This window comes from Nostoc sp. (assembly GCF_036917615.1).
Lineage (GTDB): Bacteria > Cyanobacteriota > Cyanobacteriia > Cyanobacteriales > Nostocaceae > Nostoc.
Window position 1 is genome coordinate 1 of the sequence record NZ_JBALCZ010000027.1, and the last position, 21,543, is coordinate 21,543.

21 protein-coding genes and 1 pseudogene are annotated in these 21,543 nt (G+C 42.2%); 11 read left to right on the forward strand and 11 right to left on the reverse strand.

The features are described 5' to 3' along the window. The 3 genes from V7K85_RS09430 to V7K85_RS09440 all read right to left on the reverse strand — a co-directional run. A partial coding sequence (locus V7K85_RS09430; RefSeq protein WP_334812989.1) for an FG-GAP repeat domain-containing protein occupies positions 1 to 503 on the reverse strand: 503 nt, incomplete at its 3' end. 290 nt (positions 504 to 793) lie between these two features. Further along, a complete protein-coding gene (locus tag V7K85_RS09435; RefSeq protein ID WP_334812991.1) occupies positions 794 to 1,228 on the reverse strand; it encodes a hypothetical protein in 435 nt (144 codons plus the stop codon). Positions 1,229 to 1,399: 171 nt separating this feature from the next. Then, a complete protein-coding gene (locus V7K85_RS09440; protein ID WP_334812993.1) occupies positions 1,400 to 4,384 on the reverse strand; it encodes a valine--tRNA ligase in 2,985 nt (994 codons plus the stop codon). A gap of 62 nt (positions 4,385 to 4,446) precedes the next feature. Here V7K85_RS09440 and V7K85_RS09445 point away from each other — a divergent pair, with 62 nt between their 5' ends. The 3 genes from V7K85_RS09445 to V7K85_RS09455 are packed head-to-tail and all read left to right on the forward strand — an operon-like array spanning position 4,447 to position 7,156. Beyond that, positions 4,447 to 4,869 carry a GxxExxY protein gene (locus tag V7K85_RS09445; RefSeq protein ID WP_334812995.1) on the forward strand — a complete coding sequence of 141 codons (423 nt, stop codon included), beginning with the start codon at positions 4,447 to 4,449 and terminating at the stop codon, positions 4,867 to 4,869. A gap of 47 nt (positions 4,870 to 4,916) precedes the next feature. Continuing rightward, on the forward strand, positions 4,917 to 6,182 hold the full coding sequence (locus V7K85_RS09450) for an MFS transporter (protein ID WP_334812997.1): 1,266 nt from the start codon (positions 4,917 to 4,919) through the stop codon (positions 6,180 to 6,182). A gap of 14 nt (positions 6,183 to 6,196) precedes the next feature. Then, positions 6,197 to 7,156: an N-acetylglucosamine kinase gene (locus V7K85_RS09455; RefSeq protein ID WP_334812999.1), complete on the forward strand. Its 960-nt coding sequence runs from the start codon at positions 6,197 to 6,199 to the stop codon at positions 7,154 to 7,156. 43 nt (positions 7,157 to 7,199) lie between these two features. Here V7K85_RS09455 and V7K85_RS09460 read toward each other — a convergent pair whose 3' ends face one another. After that, the gene (locus tag V7K85_RS09460) at positions 7,200 to 7,940 is read right to left on the reverse strand and encodes a dienelactone hydrolase family protein (protein WP_334813001.1); all 741 of its coding nucleotides are present in this window, start codon (positions 7,938 to 7,940) and stop codon (positions 7,200 to 7,202) included. Positions 7,941 to 8,120: 180 nt separating this feature from the next. On the opposite strand from V7K85_RS09460, the gene V7K85_RS09465 reads away from it, so the two are divergent. After that, complete coding sequence (locus V7K85_RS09465) at positions 8,121 to 9,725, forward strand: McrB family protein (protein ID WP_334813003.1); 1,605 nt, start codon at positions 8,121 to 8,123, stop codon at positions 9,723 to 9,725. Next, complete coding sequence (locus tag V7K85_RS09470; protein WP_334813005.1) at positions 9,716 to 10,909, forward strand: McrC family protein; 1,194 nt, start codon at positions 9,716 to 9,718, stop codon at positions 10,907 to 10,909. Before V7K85_RS09465 ends, V7K85_RS09470 begins: the two co-directional genes overlap by 10 nt. Positions 10,910 to 11,115: 206 nt before the next feature. Here V7K85_RS09470 and V7K85_RS09475 read toward each other — a convergent pair whose 3' ends face one another. After that, complete coding sequence (locus V7K85_RS09475; protein ID WP_334813007.1) at positions 11,116 to 12,387, reverse strand: FGGY-family carbohydrate kinase; 1,272 nt, start codon at positions 12,385 to 12,387, stop codon at positions 11,116 to 11,118. Positions 12,388 to 12,712: 325 nt separating this feature from the next. Here V7K85_RS09475 and psaM point away from each other — a divergent pair, with 325 nt between their 5' ends. Together psaM and V7K85_RS09485 are read left to right on the forward strand one after the other, a co-directional pair. Continuing rightward, on the forward strand, positions 12,713 to 12,802 hold the full coding sequence (psaM, locus tag V7K85_RS09480; RefSeq protein WP_040630342.1) for a photosystem I reaction center subunit XII: 90 nt from the start codon (positions 12,713 to 12,715) through the stop codon (positions 12,800 to 12,802). Positions 12,803 to 13,054: 252 nt separating this feature from the next. Further along, positions 13,055 to 13,462 (forward strand): hypothetical protein, encoded by a 408-nt coding sequence (locus V7K85_RS09485; protein ID WP_334813009.1) that lies wholly within the window; start codon positions 13,055 to 13,057, stop codon positions 13,460 to 13,462. Between the two features lie 223 nt (positions 13,463 to 13,685). Here V7K85_RS09485 and V7K85_RS09490 read toward each other — a convergent pair whose 3' ends face one another. Further along, positions 13,686 to 14,405 (reverse strand): tetratricopeptide repeat protein, encoded by a 720-nt coding sequence (locus V7K85_RS09490; RefSeq protein ID WP_334813011.1) that lies wholly within the window; start codon positions 14,403 to 14,405, stop codon positions 13,686 to 13,688. 443 nt (positions 14,406 to 14,848) lie between these two features. On the opposite strand from V7K85_RS09490, the gene V7K85_RS09495 reads away from it, so the two are divergent. Then, the gene (locus V7K85_RS09495) at positions 14,849 to 15,313 is read left to right on the forward strand and encodes a hypothetical protein (protein WP_334813013.1); all 465 of its coding nucleotides are present in this window, start codon (positions 14,849 to 14,851) and stop codon (positions 15,311 to 15,313) included. 6 nt (positions 15,314 to 15,319) lie between these two features. After that, positions 15,320 to 15,868, forward strand: coding sequence for a glutathione S-transferase family protein (locus V7K85_RS09500; protein WP_334813014.1), 549 nt, complete (start codon positions 15,320 to 15,322; stop codon positions 15,866 to 15,868). A gap of 392 nt (positions 15,869 to 16,260) precedes the next feature. Here the strand turns inward: V7K85_RS09500 and V7K85_RS09505 are convergent, their stop codons facing one another. The 4 genes and pseudogenes from V7K85_RS09505 to V7K85_RS09520 all read right to left on the reverse strand — a co-directional run bounded on the left by V7K85_RS09505 (position 16,261) and on the right by V7K85_RS09520 (position 18,651). Beyond that, complete coding sequence (locus tag V7K85_RS09505) at positions 16,261 to 16,752, reverse strand: YajQ family cyclic di-GMP-binding protein (protein ID WP_334813016.1); 492 nt, start codon at positions 16,750 to 16,752, stop codon at positions 16,261 to 16,263. 135 nt (positions 16,753 to 16,887) lie between these two features. Beyond that, positions 16,888 to 17,337: pseudogene (locus V7K85_RS09510) on the reverse strand (MAPEG family protein). A gap of 192 nt (positions 17,338 to 17,529) precedes the next feature. Next, entirely contained in the window at positions 17,530 to 18,033 is a 504-nt protein-coding gene (locus tag V7K85_RS09515; RefSeq protein WP_334813018.1) for a DNA recombination-mediator protein A, read from the reverse strand. A gap of 81 nt (positions 18,034 to 18,114) precedes the next feature. After that, complete coding sequence (locus V7K85_RS09520) at positions 18,115 to 18,651, reverse strand: PadR family transcriptional regulator (protein WP_334813020.1); 537 nt, start codon at positions 18,649 to 18,651, stop codon at positions 18,115 to 18,117. Between the two features lie 71 nt (positions 18,652 to 18,722). On the opposite strand from V7K85_RS09520, the gene V7K85_RS09525 reads away from it, so the two are divergent. Then, on the forward strand, positions 18,723 to 19,247 hold the full coding sequence (locus V7K85_RS09525) for a DUF4188 domain-containing protein (RefSeq protein WP_334813022.1): 525 nt from the start codon (positions 18,723 to 18,725) through the stop codon (positions 19,245 to 19,247). 35 nt (positions 19,248 to 19,282) lie between these two features. On the opposite strand, the gene V7K85_RS09530 is transcribed toward V7K85_RS09525, so the two are convergent. Then, complete coding sequence (locus tag V7K85_RS09530) at positions 19,283 to 20,377, reverse strand: phosphotransacetylase family protein (RefSeq protein ID WP_334813024.1); 1,095 nt, start codon at positions 20,375 to 20,377, stop codon at positions 19,283 to 19,285. 205 nt (positions 20,378 to 20,582) lie between these two features. On the opposite strand from V7K85_RS09530, the gene V7K85_RS09535 reads away from it, so the two are divergent. Next, positions 20,583 to 20,933: a hypothetical protein gene (locus tag V7K85_RS09535; protein ID WP_334813026.1), complete on the forward strand. Its 351-nt coding sequence runs from the start codon at positions 20,583 to 20,585 to the stop codon at positions 20,931 to 20,933. The last annotated feature ends 610 nt before the right edge of the window (positions 20,934 to 21,543 follow it).

Sequence of the window (21,543 nt, forward strand, 5' to 3'; positions counted from 1 at the left end):
CTATCGATTGTGGAATCAGTCAAAGGTTGGCTGCTAAAAGTACCGTCTCCATTAGAGAGATAGACTTGAGCAGTCAGGAGATCGTCAACAGCATATGCACCTTTTTCTTGGCGAATAAAGTCATCTTTGCCATCGCCGTTATAATCTCCCACAATCAGATTAGTTAAATCACCGCTATCGATTGTGGAATCAGTCAAAGGTTGGCTGCTAAAAGTACCGTCTCCATTAGAGAGATAGACTTGAGCAGTCAGGAGATCGTCAACAGCATACGCACCTTTTTCTTGGCGAATAAAGTCATCTTTACCATCGCCGTTATAATCTCCCACAATCAGATTAGTTAAATCACCGCTATCGATTGTGAAATATGTCAAAAGTTGGCTACTAAAAGTACCGTCTCCATTAGAGAGATAGACTTGAGCAGTCAGGAGATCGTCAACAGCATATGCACCTTTTTCTTGGCGAATGAAGTCATCTTTACCATCGCCATTGAAATCAAAAGGCATTAACTTTTCTCCTTTTATAAGAGGGTTATATGCTAGCCATCAAAATGTTAATTAGATTATAAAGCCCATTTGACATCTTTATACTGGGTTAAAGTAAAGTTACCGCAAAAGTTGTATCCAACAGCTATGCCATACTCTAGCAACCTCACAGACGAAAATTGGATAATCCTCGAACCCCTACTGCCTCAAATATTGCAGACTTTGAAGCAGACGTTCAGCTGATGCTTAAAAGGCTTGCAGCCTCTTGTTAGATGTCAAATGAGTTCTATAGGCAATACAATTGCAAACTTTTAACTTTCCTCTTGGGAATCACTATTTTTATCCCGTTTGAGGCTTTCTTCTAAGGCTTGAATTTGTTCACGACGAGCTTCCAATTCTAAGGAACGTCGCGCTAAGTCTTGGTTTTGCAACGTCAGGGATTGTCGCCAATGTTCTGCTCGTTCAGCTTCCTGCTGCAAAAATTCCGGGGTAATGCCGATGGTGAGGTAGCTTTGTACCAGATGGAGTACCCAGTTGGTGGCGTCTTCTAGTATTTCAATGTCGCCTGTAGGGGAAAGTTCCACTAAAACAAGCAAGTTTTCACTCATGATCTTTCCCTTTCCCAGCAGAATAAAAGCTTCTTCAGGAATTATCGCCCACAAGTTATCAGCTTCTTGACGCGCCAACAACCGTAACTGGTGCTGGTCTAAAAAATCGTTTTTACGCACCTGGGCTAGATATAGCATGAGGGTCGCTTTGCTCCAATTTAAAATTAAAAACTAAAAATTAATAAAAAATTAATAAAAAAATAAGTGCCAAAATTAATATTTGGATCTTGTTAATTTGGTAATGGGTAATTGGGAATTATTGACACTCCCATTACCCATTACAGTTACCCTAAGCCACGCAGGCGATGCCTACGGCAACGCCTTAAGGCGTACGTGCAAAATTTCTGCTTGTTTCTGTGCTTCTGCTAAGGCATCTCGCGCCCCTTGTACCACGTCGGCTCTAGCTCTGTCTACAAAACTAGGATTGTTTAATCTGGCACTCAGGGACTGAACTTCTGCTTCAGCTTTACTCAAGCTTTTTTCTAGCTTGCCACGCACAGCTTCAATATCTACTACACCGCCCAGAGGAATTAGCACTTGTATTGTACCAATTACACCAGCAATGGAATTTTCTGATTCTTGTGGTTGTTCTAATTCTCTGTGCGAGAAAAAGCCTCTCCATAGCCTAAGTCTCGCTTGAGCAGTTAGTAAATTTTGGCTAACAAACCAAGCTGTGTAACCAAAACCAATTATTTCAAAAAAAGTTCCGACGATGGGAGTCTCATCAATTGAAGTCCCCACAGCTAAACCCAATCTACCAAGGACAATGGCCACAATAATTAAGCCAATTGTCTTCAAACCCCTTTGAGGTTTTTTAGCAGCAACAGTTTGGTTTTCTTGCTTGTCAGTAATGGTTAAAGTCTCAACCTTAGCCAAATCTTTTATATAAGACTGTCCAGCAGTGAGAATTTCCCGCTCCTTCTCACTTTCAGTTTGCAAATTCGCTGTCACTTTTACGCCTGGCTTAATATCCGCCTCAGCACGCAAATTCCGAATTGTGCGGATAGTGCCAAGCAGCAATTCAAACTGTTCTTCCAAAGCTGGATCAATCAAGTTTGCATCCACCTGGGGATAGAGTTGTAAGGCTAAAGTTTGCGGGGAATCTGCTGGTTGTTGGGTGATAGTTTGCCAAATTTCCTCGGTAATATGCGGCATGAAGGGATGAAGCAGTTTCAAAATTCCTTCCAATACGTAGGCGAGGGTTTGTTGAGCTACGCGCCGCGATCCTGGATCTGCATCTGCTTGCAATCTGGATTTCACCAGTTCAATATACTGATCGCAGAAATCACCCCAAATAAATTCGTACAATCCTTTAGCTGCTTCCCCTAAACCGTAATTATCGATGTAATTGATGGTTTGTTTAACAACTTGATGATACCGCGAGAGAATCCAGCGATCGCTCAATTCTATAGCTACTGGGTTCCCCAACTGTTGTGGCATCTGTCCATCCAAATTCATCATCACAAACCGGGCAGCATTCCACAACTTGTTAGTAAAGTTGCGGGATGCCTCCACCGATGCTGATTCATCCTTTTTGCGATCGTACTCCAATCGGATATCTTGACCCGCGCCAGCCACTTCCCTAATTAGGGTATAGCGCAGGGCATCAGTACCATATTTGTCAATTAATAACAACGGGTTAATGCCATTACCTTTGGTCTTTGACATCTTCTGACCTTTTTCATCCAGCACCAAGCCGTGGATGTAAACTGTTTGGAAAGGCATTTGCTGCGTAAAATGCCCAGCCATCATGGTCATTCTGGCAACCCAGAAAAAGATGATGTCAAAGCCTGTCACCAAAGTGGTAGTCGGGTAGTAAGTTGCTAAATCTTGAGTTTGTTCCGGCCAGCCCAAAGTCGAAAACGGCCAGAGTCCAGAAGAAAACCAGGTATCTAACACATCTGGGTCTTGTTCTAGCTGGACATTTTCGCCAAATTGCGCTTTAGCTTTCTCCCAAGCTTCAGTTTCCGATTTTGCCACCACAAACGGCGTGTTATCAGTAATTTGCCCATCCGTTTCACTGACAGCGTACCAAGCAGGAATTTGGTGTCCCCACCACAATTGGCGAGAGATACACCAATCAGTGAGTTTTACTAGCCAATCACGATAGACCTTTGTCCAGCGTTGGGGGACAAACTCTGGAGAATTTTGCTGGTCGAGAAATTCGAGAGTTTTGTCAGCTAGGGGGCGAATTTTGACAAACCACTGAGTTGAAAGCAGGGGTTCAATGGGTACTTTACCGCGATCGCTGTAGGGAATAGTATGCTTATAATCTTCAATCTTCACCAGAAAGCCATCTGCTTCTAGGCGAGAAACCACATTTTTTCTAGCAACAAAGCGGTCTTGTCCTTGAAATTCCCCAGCGTTGGCGTTGAGAGTGCCGTCTTTATTCATAATATTGATCAACGGCAGATTGTGACGCTTACCCATGTCAAAATCGTTCGGGTCATGGGCGGGAGTTATTTTCACGCAACCCGTGCCGAAAGTAGGGTCAACAAATTCATCGCCAATGATCGGAATTTCTCGGTGTAGAATGGGCAGAGTTACAGTTTTGCCAATGAGATGTTTGTAGCGATCGTCATTGGGATTAACTGCTACAGCCGTATCGCCCAGCATCGTTTCTGGTCTAGTTGTCGCCACTTCCACATAACCAGAACCATCCGTAAGCGGATAGCGGAAGTGCCAGAGATTTCCATTCACCTCTTGATTTTCCACTTCCACATCAGACACAGCCGACTGAGAAGCTGGACACCAGTTAACTAAATATTCACCACGATAAATTAAGCCTTCCTCATAAAGACGAGTAAACGCCTCGACAACAGCTTTAGATAAACCCTCATCCAAGGTAAATCTTTCCCGTGACCAGTCCACCGAGACACCCAAGCGTCGTAGCTGATTCAGAATCGTTCCCTCTGACTCCGCCTTCCATTCCCAAGCGCGTTCTAAGAACTTCTCGCGCCCCAACTCGTAGCGAGTTTTTCCCTCTGTCTTGAGTTGCTTTTCCAGCATACTATGCACAGCAATGCTGGCGTGGTCAGTTCCGGGTAGCCATAAGGTATTGCGCCCTTGCATCCGGTGGTAGCGCACGAGGGTATCAATCAACGAACTTTCAAAAGCGTGACCCATGTGCAAACTGCCGGTGACATTAGGCGGCGGGATGACGATGCAGTAGGGTTCGCCGCCTTTGTTGGGGTTAGCTTTGTAAACTTGGTTGTCTTCCCAGAATTTTTGCCACTTGGCTTCGGTGGAAAAGGGGTCGTAGAGACTGGGGAGATTGGGAATGGTTGCGGTCATGCGGGGAAAACTAGGTATGGAAGGACTCTAATAAATTTTGCCACAGGGTTGGGGAGGGATTGATGGAAACGAACCGCAGAGGCGCAGAGAACACAGAGGGAAGAGAGGTGGGAGAGGAAATGAATCGGTTGACGGGTGAGGTGATTGGGGCGGCGATTGAGGTGCATCGGGTGTTGGGGCCAGGATTTTTGGAGGAGGTGTATAAGGAGGCGCTAATTATAGAATTTTTCAGGTGCGGGATACCTCATCTGGTTGAGAAGTCAGTAACAGTAAATTACAAAGGACATGAAGTAGGCAAGGGTAGATTAGATTTTTTGGTTGCTAATTGTCTAATTGTGGAATTAAAAGCTGTCCAAAATTTAGCCCCAATCCATGAAGCTCAAGTCCTCTCCTACCTTAAAATGACTCATTACCCCCTTGCTCTCCTGATTAACTTTAACGTCCCCCTCCTCAAAGACGGCATCAAACGTATTATCCTCTCTTAATCTCTCTCTGCGTCCTCTGCGCCTCTGCGGTTCGTTAACCCAAACCCATGAAAAATCAAACAACCTCCCCTTGGACTTTCATCCCCACCCTCTACTTTGCCTCCGGCATCCCTTACATCATCATTAATACAGTTTCCGTAATCTTTTACAAAAAACTCGGAATAAATAATACTCAAATCACCTTGTGGACAAGTTTTCTCTATCTACCTTGGGTCATCAAAATGTTTTGGGGCCCAACTGTCGATATTTACTCTACCAAACGTAAATGGATACTTTATACCCAATTTGCCATGTTCTGCTGTTTGGGTTTGATAGCCTTCTCCTTACAACTGCCAAATTTCTTTTTCATCTCCCTCGCAACATTAACAATAGGAGCATTTATTTCTGCAACTTATGACATTGCCACAGATGGCTTCTATCTGCTAGCTTTATCTCCTGAACAACAAGCCTTCTTTGTCGGCATTCGCTCACTGTTTTATAGACTTGCTTTAATCTTTGGCTCTGGGATATTAGTAGTTTTAGCAGGTCAGCTTGAAGTATCTCTCAACAACATTCCTTTAAGCTGGACTATAGCTATTGGCTTCTCAGCTTTGATTTTAGCAATCGTGTTTATTTTCCACCACCTAATTTTACCCTTACCTGAATCAGATAACCAACAACAAATACAAGCTAGGGAAAATATACCTTTTTGGTCAATCATTAGCTCATATTTTGCTCAAGAGAAGATTATAGCTATTTTAGCATTTATCTTACTCTACAGATTTGGTGAAGCAATGCTTGTCAAGATAGCTTCTTTATTTTTATTGGACAAACCAGAAGTAGGGGGCTTAGGGCTATCAACATCAGATGTCGGATTAGTCTACGGGACATTTGGAGTAATATCCCTAATTTTTGGAGGAATTTTAGGAGGCTTGCTAATTTCTAAATATGGATTAAAAAAATGTCTGTTTCCTATGGCTTTGGCGTTAAACTTGCCTGATATATTTTATGTGTATATGGCTTACAGTAAACCTTCGCTAACATTAGTGTATCCTTTGGTTTCTTTGGAGCAATTTGGGTATGGCTTTGGATTTACCGCTTTTAGTGTTTATTTAATGTATATTTGCCAAGGCGAATATAAAACTTCTCATTTTGCTATTTCCACTGGCATCATGGCTTTAGGAATGATGCTACCAGGCTTAATTAGCGGTTATCTGCAAAAAGCATTTGGCTATCCATTATTTTTTATCTTGGTCTGCTTGCTGACGATTCCTGGAATGATTGCTCTCTTTTTTATACCTTTAAAATCAGAATTGAAGCCTCAGTATAATTAACATTATTGCAGTTTATGAGTTATGTTTTGGGAATAGATGGCGGCGGTAGCAAGACTGTTTGTATCTTGATGGATGATTTACGTCAAGTGCTAGGTCGTGGTGAAGCAGGGCCATCTAATTATCAGAGTATAGGTATTGAAGCCACTTTACAATCTATTCAATTTGCAATTTACAATGCGGTTAAAACAGCAATAATTACAAATACCCTGAAGATTGATGCGATATGCCTGGGTTTGGCAGGTGTAAGTCGTGCAGCAGATATCGAAGTAGTAAAAGGTTTAGTACAAGAGTTGCAGAATAACAAATATCTGTCTATTAATTGGGCATTACAGCCAGCGAATATTGTAATTTTTAATGATGCTTTAATTGCTTTAGTTGGTGGAATTGGTCAGCCTGTAGGAATTGTGGTTGTAGCAGGTACTGGTTCGATAGTTTTCGGGCGAAATCATCAAGGACATACTAAGCGAGTCGGTGGCTGGGGGTATATTTTAGGAGATGAAGGTAGCGCTTATAAAATTGCGATCGCTGGTATGAACGCAGCATTAAAATCTGCTGATGGACGTGAGATGTCAACGAGTTTGATAGAAGGTTTCAAACAGTATCTTGATTTAGAAAGTATAGAAGATTTAATAGAAGTAATATATCGCCGAGAATGGGGAGTCAAACAAATAGCTGCTTTAGCACCAGTTGTAGATTTGGCAGCAGCATCAGGTGATATAGCAGCGAATAGCATAATTGACGATGCTGTAAAAGAGTTAGTAAAAGCTACATCTACAGTAATTGATGCAATTTTTAGTTCTGACTCAGTTTTGGAAGTAGTCACCACAGGAAGTGTGTGGCGAGGTAAATGCAAAATGCATGAAATATTTACAGCGTCTCTTGTTAAGAAGTTTCCTGAAGTAAACGTGATTTTTCCAAGGTATGAGCCTGCTTACGGTGCTGGTTTGTTGGCATTGCAGACAACTCAAAATTAACGGGCTACTAACTGTTAAGCGAAGAAAGCAATAATAGGAGTTTTCAGTCTGCAAATATGCGTCCCAAGAAAGTTACTATTTCAGACCAAGCAGCGGTGGTAGTACTAGAATCATAACGATAACCGTCGTCGCGCATGAATGTATGTTCTGCTTCATACAAAAAAACTTGGTGAGGTATGTTAGCATTCTCAATTGCTCTGATTATAGTTTGACGATCGCTCTCTGGTATATGAGGGTCAAAAGTACCGAATACCATTAGCATCTCGCCTTTAATTTCACTTACCCTCTGGATTGTATCGGCTACCTCCTTACCCAGTTTGCCACTGGGAATACCAGTAGGGTAACAGCAAACACAAGCCCGAATTTCGCTTTGAAATGCGGCGCGGAAAGCTAAATGTCCACCTATACAAAAGCCGAGAGTACCTATTTGATTTGGAGAAACCGCACTCTCTGTTTTCAGAAATTCAATCACAGCAAGGCAATCGGCATCATAATCAGCTACGGAGGTTCGACGCGCATCGTCATTACCCCGCATCCGTCCCAGATCGTCTGGCTCAATTACTAAACCAACTGGCTCAATTCGGTGAAAAATTTCTGGGGCTGCTACTACATAGCCGTATCCTGCTAAGTAGTTAGCTAAACGAATCATTGGATCACCTAACTGATAAATATCACTGTAGAAGACAATACCAGGGTATTTTCCTGCTGCTTTGGGAGCCGCTACATAAACACGCATTAAGCTGCCATCTACTCTTAACTCAACATTGCGTTTACTGATTTGCACTTTTTTGTCTCCGTGTTACGCTTGCTATCATTAGCTTCTACACTGTAGCGCCGCAGCATCCGGTTACTTTCAACCCACAATTTGGCGTTCTTTTACCATCACTGCAATCGCCTTAATAGTTAATAAATAAGTATTAAATGTTATAAAGTAATGAATTTGGCTATTTAGATCATCTGTGATATGAATCAAAAAAATATTCTTACTTGGGATGATGTAGCTTACGCTTCACGAATTGCGACTGGAGGATCAAAGCAGGAATGGGAAGCTTTAGAACTGATTTGGCAAGCATGGGAAATAATAATCCACGCTGGACTTGCGACTTATTCTAACAAACGTGAGCTTTTGCAAGTAGTTATAAGGTTTTTTGCTATTATAAGTTTTTATCTAGAATTATTTAATGATTATTGTTGGAAATATTATGTTTATAATTACAGCGTAGAGTGGCTTAAAGCTATTAAAATAACTAATGAGTATAATGAATACATAATCGATTGTGTAGATGCTTTGGACTGCCCTCTAGTACTGAAATCTGAACCAGATAATCTACTTGTGTACTTTGTCGATAATGCTTTAAAACAAGTAATGCAAGTACTCATGGATAGGCTAGACAGTGACTCAATGCGATTTAAATCTGTATGGAAAATTAACCACCAGCAGTTTAAAGTAGATGAAGATATATATGAGTTGCAGAGAATAGAAGCTGAACTAATTAGTGAGAATATATTTTTGGATAAGATCGTCAACTTAGCCGAAATATATGAAAGTTATAATCAAAATAATGGATTTATTAGAGATGAAACTGCAATCATAGAAATATTTTTTTACGAAGATAATGCAGACGCAGAATGGATGAAATGCACAAATAATAAAGATTTTCACCAATCTCAAGAAGTTATAGATGCTACTAATAAATTTGTGGCTTTTTTTTCCTGTTATGAAATAAACCCTAACTTTTCTATCAAGCAATGTTCTGAAATAATTGGATTTGATGAAACAGATTTAAAACGGTGGATATGTACAATTAATCGCAAAAAACAGGTAATTTTAAGCGGTTCGCCTGGAACAGGCAAAACCTTCATAGCTGAAAAACTTGCAAAACACTTAATCGGCGGTAGTGATGGTTTTTCAGAACTAGTGCAATTTCATCCAGCATACTCTTATGAAGATTTCATTCAAGGTATCCGTCCTCAAAGCCAAGATGGACAATTAACATACCCTTTGCTTCCAGGCAGTTTTATAAAATTCTGCAAAGAAGCAGAGTATCATCAAGGAAGTTGCGTTTTAATTATTGATGAAATAAACCGCGCTAATCTTGCACAAGTTTTTGGCGAATTAATGTACTTACTTGAGTACCGAGATAGAGAAATTCCACTAGCTGGCGGTAACAGGTTTCGCATCCCGAAAAATGTCCGCATTATTGGCACCATGAATACAGCAGATAGGTCTATTGCCAATATAGATCATGCGCTAAGTCGCCGCTTTGCATTTATTGAACTTCGCCCAAACTATCAGGTGCTACGACGTTATCCCCGAAAAACAGATTTTCCAGTAGAGGGATTAATTAACATTTTACAGCAATTAAATCAGGCGATCGCAGATAAAAACTACGAAATTGGTATTTCATTCTTTTTAACAGACAACCTACGTGAAGATATAGAAGATATAGAAGATATATGGCGTATGGAAATTGAGCCATATTTGGAAGAGTACTTTTTTAACCAGCTAGAAAAAGTAGATAAGTTTCGCTGGGATAAAATCAAGGATCAGGTTCAGTTATGGATATAAACCCAGCACAACCAAAAATTATTGAAATTACAGAACACGAAAATAAATTATTTCCACTTGATAAAATACCGGATTCAGCCGGTGTCAAGTTATATGAGAAATACAAAACACAAGTAGATATAGAATTTCCTACCTATACAACGAAAGGACATTGGAAACTGAAAGCTAAAGGATGGGTAGGTTACATTCCTGTCACTCCTGAATTGCATCTAAAAATAAATCCGAAAGTGCCTATCCAAAACCTCTTCGGAATGATGGAATATGCCTACAATTTAAAAGGGTTTCGCTTTCTCGAAGGGCTGATGGATTGTGAATCTCTAGAGGATTTTTACAATAATCTGGCTCATATTTTAGCCGATAAAGTTTTAGAGCAATCCCGCAAAGGATTATATCGTACTTACTTGCTTAAAACACAGCAGCTTTCTTATGTGCGGGGAAGGCTAGATGTGCGACAGGTAATTCAAAAGCCGTGGAATGTTAAACTTAAATGCGATTACGAAGAACATACGGCTGATATTAAAGAAAATCAAATTTTGGCATGGACACTTTATATAATTGGTCGTAGCATTTTATCTTCAGAAAGAGTATCACCAACAGTACGAAAAGCTTATCACGCTTTACAAGGATTAGTAACGCTGCAACCTTGTAACGCAGAAGATTGTATCGCCAGACAGTATAATCGCCTCAATCCAGACTATGAACTATTACATAATATATGTCGATTCTTTTTAGAAAATAGTAGTCCCAGTCATGAAAGGGGAAATTATAAAACCCTACCCTTTCTCGTCGATATGGCACATTTATATGAACTTTTTGTTGCAGAATGGCTTAAGAAAAACACGCCACAAGGCTATTTTTTCAAACAGCAATATCCAATAGAAATTAGTGAGAATAGGCACTTTAGTATAGATATATTGCTGTGTGATGCTGATACTGACAAAACAATAGCAGTTTTGGATACAAAGTATAAAGCCCCTGAACAGCGAGGAAATACAGATATTTATCAAATGATCAGCTACGCCAACACAACAAAATGCAAGCAAGCCTTTTTGATATACCCCAAAGACTTGACACAGCCACTAGATATTAAAAGTGATCAAATCCGAGTCCGTAGTCTCACCTTTTCCCTAGATGATAATCTCGATCGCGCAGGTCAAACCTTCTTAAAAAACCTTTTCTCCTAATCCCCTCAGAACTCACACCAATCATTAGTAAAGGGGACAGATGACATTCGCTTGCTGCGAAGCACCCATCCCCGAATAGCTGCCCAGATAATTAACCTGGAATCATAAAGTCCGGTATCTAATCATCCCAGTATGGCCCTAGATATGTCGATTGTCACTGGGATAGATACTGATTTACAAGATATCTACAAAAGATAGTTACACAATTACTCTTGTTCACTCCTTCTTGCGTCCCCCATCGCCAACAGCGCTGTCCCATAAGCCGCTTCTGTATACACTGACGCTACTACAGGAACCTGCAAATAACGCGCCCTAATCGCTGTCCAAGTGTCATTCGCCGCACCACCACCAGCAGTATAAACACGGGTTAACTTGTCTGCACCCATTTGTTGTAATAATTCATACCCTCGCGCTTCTATCCGGGCAATGCTTTCTAATAACCCATGCAAAAATTCCACTGGGTTATTTGGGCGTGGTTCCAAACGTGGGAGTAGATTGGGATCATTAATCGGAAAGCGATCGCCTACCTTCAACAACGGATAATAATCTAACTCGCTGGCAATTGAAGCATCAATCTCCCGGCTAAGGCTTTCTAACTCAGCATTTGTGAAAAATTGCTTAAGTACTGCACCCCCAGTATTAGAAGCACCCCCAGTCAGCCACAAATCCCCCAGGCGATGGCTATAAATCCCATATCGCGCATCTTCTACACGGGTACGACTTAATAACTTTAGTACCAACGTTGAACCAAGGGAAGTCACGGCTTCACCAGGTAATTTTGCCCCACTGGCGAGAAAAGCAGCAATACTATCAGTGGTACCAGCACACACCAGACAATCACGGTGGAAATGAAACTTATCTGCAATTTCAGGACGCAATTGGGCAATGGGAGTCCCAGGAGTTAAAACTTTGGGTAGCTGAATCGGTATTTGCAACTTTTCTAGCCATTCTGGGTATTTAAACTCTTCCACGTCATAACCCAGCTTTAAAGCATTATGGTAATCGCTAATACCCAACTGACCATGTAGGAGAAACGCCAGCCAATCTGCTTGATGCAGGAAATATCTAGCTTCACTAAAAGAGGGTAATTGCCTCATCCACATCAGTTTGGCCAGGCTGGAGGTGGCACTCAACACAGTATGATTGGGAGGTGCTATACTCCTCAAATGCTCTAGTACCAATGATCCCCGCGCATCGTTGTACAGCAGTGGTGCATCTGTGGGATTGCCAGCAGCATCGACCAACAAGACGGTGGAAGAAGTACCATTAATGGCGATCGCTTTAATTTCTCGCCGCAATTGCTCAGGTATTAGTTCCACCAGCACAAACAAAGCCTCCTGCCAAATTTTTAGCATCACAGGGGCTGGTGAATCCTGGAAGGGATATCGCACCTCAGCCTGGATACAAGAAGCTTCCTCGTCAATCACCACACCGCGGGCGCCAGATGTGCCGAAGTCGATACCCAAATACAAATTCATAATTTTTATCAATCCCGGATTTATCCGTGGAGTCAATCCAAAATCCGTCTTGGAAAGTTCTGATGCCTACGGCGGGCTGCGCCAACGGATAGCGCAGCGTTAGCGAGTCCGCGAGCGTCGGAAACCTCCGCTCAGACTTTCCGCAAAATCTAAAATCCAAAATTGTCTGACCAATAACTGCTTTTGTTGCATCTTGTAACAAGATATTCCACAATCTTGGCAAAACAAGGAAAAGTAGTAAACGAACTGTTCAAAATCTATTCAGGTTAGGAGGTTTTCAGCCATGCCTATCTTAGATACTCTGTACATTGCTCAGATATCTTCCATCTCAGATACTCAAGTCTACATCGCTCTAGTTGTGGCGCTGATTCCAGGAGTTCTAGCTTGGCGATTAGCCACAGAACTTTACAAATAACGCTACGATGTGACACAGTTAAAAAGCTAATAATCCTGGCAGTACGGGGTGCAATTTCCAGACGCTTATGGCTTTATGCCATCGGTAGCTAGAAATCTTGCACTTACGTAAGCCAGGTTATTTTTTAATTAGTGCAACACTTGTAGCTATTTCCAAAAAATGAAGTAATATGACAGCTAAATCAAGCAGTAATTAGCGTCAGAGCGCTTTTACAGTGCTTCCCTTCACTAAGAGAGTTTATTTTTTAGGATCATGAACGCGATTCAACCCTCCAGACCACCGTTACAACCTATACAAAAACGCCGGGTCATTCCTAGACCAAAGCGGCATCTTCGTCAACGTTCTTACCAGGTGATGGCACTGGAAAGCACAGCTAAAATAGCGGTTAATCTAGCCATTACAGCCGTTGCAGCATCTGCTTTAGGACAACTTTTGCCTTATCATTGGTTACAGCAAGAAAAGTTGCGAGAGATTGGTACTGAAGTCAAGCTGATGGAAGGACATGTAAATGCTTTGCAGGCGGAATTTAGCCATAACTTCGATCCTCAGCAAGCTAAAAGTATTAGACAACAGCAAGGATACCGATTTGATCCCAGCCAGCGTCGGGTGGTGTTGATGAATCAGGAGCGCCAAGAAGATGAACAAACATCATCACCCTAAGACAAATAGCGCATTTGGGATTATTTAGGTTTCTTGTGATTCAGGCTACGTATAAACCGGGTGTTAATTTATATTATTGCTAATAAATAATGGTTAATAGCTAATTTTTGAATAGCTATGTAGTTATCATCTATTAGTCATTAGCGATACCGCGTCACTAAACAATTCAAAATTTAATCAATTATTTTGAATTTTTAATCCCCCAGTAGGACTAATCTACCAACTAGGACGCTGAATCAGATAGCAGCTCGTTTAGCCAATTTTCGAGTTGTAAACGCAAGCGACAACCAGTAATATCCTTACTGTTGTCGATAGAGGGCAGTTGAGTGAGGGCGCGACGATAATCAGCGATCGCACAATTCCAGTCGCCCCAAAGATGGTAAGTCCTGCCGCGTTCAGCCCAGATATGACCTTCTAGTTGACCGAAAAGCAGTGCTACCTCAAAATTCTCAATTGCCTCTTCATATTGCCCCAAGTCACGCCAGGTAATGCCTCGGTTAATCCACGCCCGGACATGGCGAGGATTCAAATCAATCGCTTGATCGTAGTCGGCAAGTGCTGCTGCTAATTCTTCACAAGCAGCGTAGTAATTTGCCCGATTATTATAAGCACTAGCTAAATAGGGATTAAGTTTGAGGGCCGTGTTATAGTCGTCAAGCGCTTTTTGCCTTTCACCACTTTGGAAATAAATCAGCCCCCGGTTGTTGTAATCAACGGCATTGTGGGGATGGCGAGAAATTAGTTGGGTTAAAGTTGCGATCGCCTCAGTATATTGTCCTTGTTGAGCCAACCTCAAAGCACAAGAGCGTAAGTAGCTGTCCCCAAAAGCAGATCCGCCACTGTCATTTTTCCGATGTTCTTGGGCTTTATGTGTAATATTTAGAACAAATTTATATTTGTTACTTTGCTGGTCACCGTCAGCTAAAAATGAGTGAATATTCATCTTTCCCTAGATTATAACCGTGCTTTGTGGAATCAAATTCTAGTTTTTGCCTGGTGGTGATTTTACCACTATGTCTATTTCTAAAGTATTTAGGGTTACATTAAAGCCATCTCAAGAAAGAACTTAACCTAGTCGCACAAGAGAAATCTACGCCCTAAATAAACAATTGATCCTCAAACCTAATCATGAATACCTCATCCCCAAGGTGAATTCCAGAAATAGTAGATGTCAATCTCAAAGACTAGTCAAGTAGTAAGAGCGACAAATTGGTAGAATGCCAACAAGCTGTTCATTAGAGATTGGAAAGAAGACACGGGGACTCTTAAGAAGCAAGGGACCAGGGAGCAGGGAGCGGGGGGAGAATAACAATGCCCCATGCCCCATGCCCCATGCCCGAATGCTCAGTCTCTGGATTTAATTTTTAAGTTTTGAGAAATTTTCCGATGACAACCGCAATTTCCTATCCCAATGCCCCTGATTTAGCAACCGATGATTACATTGTTATCGGCTTGGCAACCTGCTTCGTCAAAGAAGATGGAGAAGTTTTTCAAATCGAAGTTATAGAACCGATTCCCTCTGCGGCTTTGGAAGCGCTTTTAAAGGGCATCCCCACCTCCTATAAGCTGGCTCATGCAACAACTTTAGGATCTTTGCTGGATGGCGATTCACAACTGGTGCCACATGGCTTCCCAGAGTCGGCTCAGTTTGGAGAAGAATTTGTGCCACGGGCATTTGCAGCAGCTCGTACCTACAAGCGTCGTGAATCTGCAAAATCCCTGATTCCCTTAGGTACAAATTACACTGAGTTTAAGTATTCCATTGAGCGCAAGCGGGTATTAAATGCTGCTAGAGTTGTCACCAAAGAAGACAATGTTAAACAGCATTCTCACACTCACAAAATTCTTTAAGTAATTATGCTAAAACTTTACGGCGGCGCTCGTAGTCGAGCGTCAATTGTTCACTGGTATTTAGAGGAACTAGGAATTCCTTACGAATTCGTCAAGCTCGATATGCAGGCGGGTGAACACCTCCAGCCTGCATATTTGGCAATTAACCCAGTTGGTAAAGTTCCAGCAATTGTTGACGGGGATTTTAAACTTTGGGAATCTGGGGCAATCTTGCTGTATCTTGCGGATAAGTATGGTAAAACTGCACTTTCTCCAGAGGAACGTGCTGTATTTTCCCAATGGGTGTTGTTTGGCAATGCTACCCTTGGGCCAGGAATTTTCGTAGAAGCAAGTCGGGAGCGGGAAATGCCCCGCTTGTTGACTGCATTAAATGAAATTTTCAGTAAGCAACCTTTTTTACTTGGCAATGAGTTTACTGTTGCTGATGTGGCAGTAGGGTCTATTCTGAATTACATTCCCATCATGCTGAAGCTAGACCTCAGCTCCTACCCAGCGGTGTTGAACTATATGAAGGAGTTATCTGAGCGTCCAGCATTTCAAAAAAGTATTGGCTGAGGGGCTTGATTGTAGTCAACTTAAACCTCGGCGAATGGAATTCGCACGCCAGTTGCTCAAGTGAAGCAACTGGCGTGGAAACCCCCTTCTCTACGAGACGCTTTGCGTTGGCGTAGCCCAAGGTAGAGAAGGTGCTAGCCTCTCACGAATGGGAGAAGACAGCACTGGCTTGACTACACAAACATAGACGCAGAGCGGCTTCCCGCAGGGTAGCCCACCTGCGTGGGCTAAGAGAAAATTAAGGTTTTTTAAGCCGCGCAGGCGGGTAAAGCCTCGTGTAGACGCGGTTTCTAACCGCCCTTTTAGCGTTAAGTTAACTACCGTGGATTATATCCAAACAAAAAATCTTTACAAAACTTAGTTTGGATAGGCACTGCCACGATGTAAATCTTTTAACGATAATTTGTAAATTGCAAAGCCACCGGGTAGTCTTCTTGTTTCAGCCGCTGCATGACGACTTGTAAATCATCTTTAGATTTGGCAGAAACTCGCACAGCATCCCCTTGAATTGAAGCTTGTACCTTTTTGAATTCGTCGCGAATCAATTTGGAAATTTGTTTGGCAATTTCTTGACTGATGCCTTTTTTGAGTTTGATTTCTTGACGCACGCGATTACCACTGGCTGATTCAACCTTGCCAAAATCAAAGATTTTCTGGGAGAGGTTACGCTTTGCGGCTTTTTCTCGCAGGATGGTGTGTACAGAATCTAAGGTAAACTCGCTATCAGTACTAACGTTAATGCTTTCTTCGACTAACTCGACAGTAGTTTGAGTGTCTTTGAGGTCGTAACGACCTTTAATGTCTCGTATAACTTGATCTACAGCGTTAACCAACTCTTGTTGGTCAAAATCGCTCACAACGTCAAAGGAAAAAGTAGAAGCCATAAAACATTTTGGATTTTAGATTTTGCGGAAAGTCTGAGCGGAGGAAACCTCCGCTCAGACTTTCCAAGACGGATTTTGGATTTTGGATTGGGAAAACTTTTGCCCAGTCCCCAGTCCACACTCCCTATGCCTCAATTAACTAGTAGCTTGGATGATGCTCAATAAAATCAGAGTGGCAGAGCCAAGGATGCCAATGCCAAACATCAGTGAGCCTCTTTCAGAGGAGCTACGCTAACGCAAAAGGGGTATATTCAAAATATAAAAAATTGAGTATAGCAAACGGGCCACCACAAAGGCGATGTCTGGCGACAAGCCGCTTTGCGTCTACGCAACCACTTGTGCTCTAGAAGAATTTACACCAGTTACGTATGCTATCAATGCAGCTGCCGCAAACAACATAAACGCTTCAAAGGTGTTCTGATGTGCCCAAGTCGCTCGTTGGGCGTATGGTGGCAATTGATCAAACATAGCATGAGGAGTAGAAAACATTTTATACCCAATACGCACACGGGCATAAGCTACCACCAAAAATGGCACGTAAATCAGAACGGCAGCAGCAGCGATCGAGTACAAAAAAATTATCATTACTTATTAGTTATTGGTTATTAGTCATCAGTCATCAGTCATCAGTCATCAGTCATCAGTCATCAGTCATCAGTCATCAGTCATCAGTCATCAGTCAAATACAAAAGACAAATGACATAATGACAAAGCGCAAAGTCTGAGCGTCGGTTTCCGGCGATCAGAACTTTGTAAGAGAAGACAAATGACAAATGACTAATCAAAGTAGAAGAGGGTCACCACTTTTCTTTGTTCTTCTGCATCTTGACAAGTTTGCAACAGGGTGCAACTGTCGTGAAATGCAAAGCAGATCAGTTGCTGGCAACGAGAGACAATTTCCTTGTTGCACAGGTAACTAGCTTCAGCAAGGGACAGATTATCATTACTGGAATTTTCCACTAGATGCATTACCTGTTCTAATTGCTGGCGCGATTCCAAAGGCTGGCGTTCCAGGCTTTGGGGTAGAATCACGGTCAATAAATTCGCATCAGCCCGCGTTGCTCCCTTGATGGCAGCTGAATTTGTACCTGTAGCACCAGAAGTAATGATTCGATTACCCGATAAAACTAGGGCATATGTCATCATTTCAATAAGATTCTGATGCGTAATCGGGACGTGACGAGAACCCAGCAAGGCAATTCTTTTAGAACCCGTTTGCTGGATTGTCGCCAGTTCTTGCGCTAATGTATCGAGGTTAATAAGGTCTGTTGATTGGCTCAAAGATGGAGATAATCAGATTAAACGACCCAGATATTTTACCAAACAGCGTGTAGGTGCGAGGCGAACCTGAGTTAGACATTGCTACAATTTTTCGATTGTTTGGATTACTTGGTCACACCAAGTCAGCCAATATGTTTCATAAGTGATGCCATTCAGGAGAGTCAAATACTGAAATTTTGCTAATTTTGGGAGTTCTTGCGGATTCTGAAAGCATTTTTGTTCTAAATCCTTGTACGTAGATAATTTTTTTAAGTGGGCTTTTTGATGACGCTCTAGCTCTGCCAAGATCATCTGGTTAGAAGCAATATGACCAGCAAAAATTTTAACAAGTAAATCATCTTTAATCGGTGTAGGTTCACAAGGTTGAGCAATCCACTCTTTAAGCTGCTGTTCTCCCAAGTCTGTAACTCTGTAGAGCTTTTTATCTGGGCGTCCTGCTTGGACAATCGACTCGGAACTGATCCATCCTTGATCTTCTAGCTTTGACAATTCCCGATAAATTTGCTGGTGACTTGCTGACCAGAAAAAGCCTACAGAGCCATCGAATCGTTTTGCTAAATCATACCCACTACAAGGGGCGTCAACGAGAGCAGCTAATATTGCCTGCGCTAATGCCATAAATTTCAATTCACTACTTGACATATGCAACTAATTGCATATTAAACTGAAACAACATTGAGTAGTAATAAATGCCTCAAGTAATACCAGGAAGATTTACAGCCGAAATTAATGAACCCTTTGTTGTGTTTTTGATTGGGATGCGAATTAATAAATTATTCGCTTTCTCCAAATGGATTCCGACTGCAACGGCGATGTCACCCATGCTACGAAGCCTTTACCAGAATCCCGAAAAAGGGTTTTTAGGGGGAGAAACTTTTGTTTACTGGCGAGGAGTGGGACTGATTCAGTATTGGCGATCGTTTGAAGATTTGGAGCGTTTTGCCAGAAATCCAGCTGATGCACATCTAAAAGCTTGGCAAAGGTTTAATCAAGCCATTGGTGCTGATGGCAGTGTCGGCATTTGGCACGAAACTTATTTAATCGAACCGGGAAGATATGAGGCGGTTTACGGGAATATGCCTGTGTTTGGATTAGCTGCTGCAACTAAGCACGTCCCAGTTATGGGGCGGAGGGAGACAGCACGCCGTCGCCTGGGAGGTGACAGCGAGCCAGCTGTGCCTTCGCCAATAACCAGCCCTCTAACTGATGACTGAGCATTGATCCTCTTGAATTGTTTGAGTTGATCAGCCTAAGACAATGCGGCTGCGGGAGTTAAACCCAGTTTAGATAACAGGCGGTCAATGTCAAAATGCTCTGACATTAACTGGCGAATGCACTGAACCTTAATCGGCTCGTGAAGGCGGACTTGCCCGAAAGTGCGGTCAACAATTTCTACAGTGGTGAGGGTGTCTAAGTCAACAGATAAAATCGGGATTTCTAGTTCTTCAGCACGACTGAGAATGAATGGCGGGGGTGGTAGTTGCCCGGTGAGAATTAAACATTGGGTAGAAGTTTCCAAAGCAGCTTGCTGAATTTCCACACGATCGCCTCCTGTTACCACTGCCATATTCCGGCGTTTGCGGAAATACTTGACAGCGGAGTTGACATTCATCGCTCCAATTGCTAGACTTTCCACCAACAAATCTAGGCGATCGTTGCGACAGAGAACATCAGCCTTTAACTGCTTGACTAGTTCGCCAACACTCACGCTACGGAGCAAATCGCTGTTTGGCAACATTGCTAGCACCGGAATCCCCTGGTGTTCCAAAAATGGGCGCAAGAGACTGTCAACCGCTTCTAGTTGGGTGAGTGGGATATCATTGATCACAACTCCAATCAAGCGATCGCCCACACGCCCTTTAGCAGCCAATAGCGCCTCAACCGAAAGCAATGATTTATAGCGGGTTACTAACAGCACAGCAGCATCCAATACTTCAGCCATTTGCAGCAAAGACAAGTCAAACAAATTGCCTTCGGACAAATCACCAGGCCCTTCCAGTAACACCAAATCTGCTTGGGACATTTGCAAATATTGCTGTATTAAGGACTGCTGATAATCGGTTTTGTCTTCCCCCCGCAAGCGCTTTTGCACATTCAGTTCATCCAAAGCCAGCATTGTAGGTGCAACGCGGTTTTCCGGCAAATTGAGGCTAAGAGCGATGAACTGGACATCTTCCTCAATTACGGTTCCACTAGCCAAATTTAAACACGTACCGAGCGGTTTACCGTAGGTAATATCCAGTCCTTTTTGCTGTAGCTGATGAGACAAACCCAGAACAGTTGCAGATTTACCGCTGTAAGTCTCGGTTGATCCAATCAGCAAATATTTAGGGGATTTTGGCACACATGCACTCCTAATTTCAAAAGTCAGAAGAACCCAGCTAGGTGTTTCCTAATTCTAGTTCCTTCTGGCAAAAGCTCTCGCTCTCACAAATTAAGGTTTCCCAGAATTACCTTCTGATTGGACAAGCAAAGAGTTATCTGAGCGGAGGCTTCCAACTTTTCGCTGCGACTGTGCGTAGCGTCTGACTCCTTCGCGCTTCTCTATCATGACGCGCAAGGGACGCTATTCCTTGGCGCAGCCCGCCGCAGCGAAAAGTCGAGCTAGGCGCGAAGGGCGGGTTTTCCCACTTGTTCGCTCTTTGCGTTCCCGCTCTTTAGCAACTGGCGTCTCTTGCGGCGGTTCTTACCGTTGGCGCAGAGAATACCGCAGGCATCTGTTAGCGCAGCCTCTTCTCTACCTTGGGCTGCGCCAACGACTGTATGTAGCGTCACTTTTCAAGACAGGTATCAGAATTTCTCCTGTGGTCGCCGCTGCGCGAACGGAGGGGACAGGGGAGAGGTTTTCTTTGCTTGTGCCGGCTCTGCTAACCTGTACGCCTACTCTTCAAGCCTTGTGATTCTCAACAAATACCAAACTAAAAGCTTCGTTGCTAATAGCCTAAGTCCGTTCCAACGGACTCAATTAAGTGAGTTTGAGTCAGTTTTAACTGATTTCTGTTACACAGCTATCTGTGTTGTCCATATTTTGAGGGCAAAATTACTTTTATGGATATGGATTTTAAGTAAATATAAACTTGTCAATAGTAATATTGAGTAATTTTTGAATTTATGACTAATCTTGTTGACTTTTATTCTTCTTTTATGGCAGTATAAACACATAAGTATTTCAGTTATTAAGTTTACAAATTTTACAGGTTTTAAAGAAAATTTAGTGAGTTTTGAGGATTGGATTATCCGCAAAGTTTAAATCTGTTTATGGTACTTCATTACTATCAGGTGCTGGAGTAGAGAGATTAAAAAAATCCTATATTTTAGTTTGGCTTAACGCTCTCAAATCTTTTTGTTTGAGATTGAAAGAGCGTTTTAATTTGTTTACTTTCAAAGCCTTGAATTTAAGCGAATTTTTGTCAATAAACCACCATTAATAATAGGTAAAAATTGAAATAAATACTGCTGAAATTAATTCTGTAGAAAGTCAATTTATAAGTAATCTTTTTCAAGAGCTTC